The organism is Bradyrhizobium sp. SZCCHNR1051 (genome assembly GCF_032489615.1).
In the GTDB taxonomy this organism is placed as follows: Bacteria; Pseudomonadota; Alphaproteobacteria; order Rhizobiales; family Xanthobacteraceae; genus Bradyrhizobium.
Map to the genome: position 1 here is coordinate 1 of NZ_JAUEYJ010000057.1, position 2,317 is coordinate 2,317.

The following is a 2,317-nucleotide window of genomic DNA, read 5'->3' on the forward strand; positions in this document are numbered from 1 at the left end:
CGCGTGAAAGTCTGAATCTCTACAAATACTTGATTCTTAGCCGGGTATATCGTCGATTTTTGACTCAGTAGTATTAGGGAGCGCTTCAGACGCAGCGGAGAGGCTGATCAGTCGAGCGACGCGCTCGGTGTCCCCTCTCCCCTTGTGGGAGAGGGTGGCTTCGATGCGCAGCATTGAAGCCGGGTGAGGGGTTGCCACGAACTCCGATCTGAATTTGGGGCACGAACCCCTCACCCGAGTGAGGTCGTAGCTGATGTCCGTGTTGCCCTCTCCCACAAGGGGAGAGGGCGCAGTCATGGGCTCCGCGATCGAAAGAGCGCTGTCTGCGATCGCAATTACTTCAACTCCGGCACCTCGCCCGCCGGCAGGTCGAACTCGAACGCGTTCAGCGTCATCGAGACCATCGTGTAGTAGCCGCACAGGCCGATGATCTCGACCAGGCCGCGCTCGCCGAGCAGCGCGATCGCGTCCTTGTACAGCGCATCGGTCAGCCCGTGGCCCTCATGCAATGACTTGGCAACGTCGTAGATCATCTTCGCCTTGGGATCGGAAAACGCCGGCGTGCGGCGGTCGCGAATGGCGTCGATGATCTTGATGTCGAGGCCACCCGCCAGCGCTAGGCGCTTGTGCGCGTACCATTCGTAATGCGCGGTCCAGTGCCGCGCCGTCACCAGGATCGCGATCTCCGACAATGCTGCGGGAAACACCGTGTCGTAGCGCAGGAAGGCGCCGAGCCGTGTCGCATGCCGCGCCATCTCCGGACTATTGAGCCAGGCCATCATCGGCGGCGGCGGCGCGCCGCGCTTGCTGGCGATCGACTCGTCATAGGTCTGGCGCTGGTCGGCGCTCATTTCGCCAGGCGAAAGAAGTTTCAGGCGCATGTCGGTGTCCTCATATTTCGGGCGGCGGCATCATGACCATAGAACGCCATGCAAGGCGAGGGTGTACCGCCCTTGCGGCGACATCGATGTTGAATTCCAGGAAGCGCTGAGGTTAGGTCGTTGCCAACGACAGCAATCATGGAAACGCGCGAGGACCAGACATGGCCGATCTCGACACATTCCGCCGCGAAACGCGCTCCTGGCTGGAGGCCAATTGTCCGCTAGAGATGCGCCGCCCGATGACCTCCGAGGAGGACACCTTCTGGGGCGGCCGCAACGCAAGATTCTCCTCCGAGCCGCAGCGCGTCTGGTTCGAGCGCATGCGCGACAAGGGCTGGACGGTACCGCACTGGCCGAAGGAATATGGCGGCGGCGGTCTCGACGGTGAGGAGGCCAAGATCGTGCGCCAGGAGATGGCGGCGATCGGCGCTCGCGCCCCGATCACCTCGTTCGGCATCTCGATGCTCGGGCCGGCACTACTGAAATACGGCACCGACGAACAGAAGCGCGAGCACCTGCCCAAGATCACCGCCGGTCTCATTCGCTGGTGCCAGGGCTATTCCGAGCCGAATGCCGGCTCTGATCTCGCCTCCTTGCAGACGCGCGCTGAAAGCGACGGCGACGACTACATCATCAACGGCCAGAAGATCTGGACGTCCTACGCCAACTACGCCGACTGGATCTTCTGCCTGGTGCGCACCGATCCCGCGGCGAAGAAGCATGACGGCATCAGCTTCATCCTGTTCGACATGACGTCGAAGGGCGTCTCGACCAAGCCGATCCTCCTGATCTCCGGTCGCTCGCCGTTCTGCGAGACCTTCTTCGACAATGTCCGGGTGCCCAAGGCCAATGTCGTGGGTCAGGTCAATCGCGGCTGGGACGTCGCCAAATATCTGCTGCAGCATGAGCGCGCGATGATCTCCGGCATGGGCGAGCGCGGCGGAAGCCGGCCGCTCGGCCAGGTCGCGGCGGACTCCGTCGGCAGCGACGGGCAGGGCCGGCTCGACGATGCGCTGCTGCGCGCTGAGATCGCGACCTTCGACATCGACGAGGCCGCGCTTGCCGCCGCCGCCGAGCGCATGGTCGATCTCGCCAAGGCGGGGCAGGGCCATCCGGCGTTCTCGTCGGCGATGAAGTACTACGGCACCGAGCTCAACAAGCGCCGCCACGAGCTGCTGATGGCGGCCGGCGGCATCGACGCGCTGGAATGGGAAAGCGAGCGCTCCAGCGAGGGCGTCCGCCCGCGCGCCTGGTTGCGCACAAAGGCCAACTCGATCGAAGGAGGCACGTCCGAAGTCATGCTCGGCATCATCGCCAAGCGCATCCTCGATCTGCCGGGGGCGTAATCACCCCAAACTCCGTCATGCCCGGGCTTGACCCACGGCTGTCCGGTTTAGACTGAGTGGACAAGGCGCATGGCGTGGATTCTTCTACGG

2 protein-coding genes are annotated in these 2,317 nt (G+C 63.6%); one reads left to right on the forward strand and one right to left on the reverse strand.

Annotated features, from left to right (window positions below; all coding sequences use genetic code 11):
* Nucleotides 1-335: 335 nt before the first annotated feature.
* On the reverse strand, nucleotides 336-881 hold the full coding sequence (locus QW868_RS33460) for a carboxymuconolactone decarboxylase family protein (protein ID WP_316232570.1): 546 nt from the start codon (nucleotides 879-881) through the stop codon (nucleotides 336-338).
* Between the two features lie 161 nt (nucleotides 882-1,042).
* Here QW868_RS33460 and QW868_RS33465 point away from each other — a divergent pair, with 161 nt between their 5' ends.
* Nucleotides 1,043-2,227: an acyl-CoA dehydrogenase family protein gene (locus QW868_RS33465; RefSeq protein ID WP_316232571.1), complete on the forward strand. Its 1,185-nt coding sequence runs from the start codon at nucleotides 1,043-1,045 to the stop codon at nucleotides 2,225-2,227.
* Nucleotides 2,228-2,317 lie beyond the last annotated feature (90 nt).

What these genes read in the sequence shown, in the direction of transcription:
- QW868_RS33460 (WP_316232570.1), bottom strand. Translation starts at nt 881, where the DNA reads ATGCGCCTGAAACTTCTTTCGCCTGGCGAAATGAGCGCCGACCAGCGC.
- QW868_RS33465 (WP_316232571.1), top strand. Translation starts at nt 1,043, where the DNA reads ATGGCCGATCTCGACACATTCCGCCGCGAAACGCGCTCCTGGCTGGAG.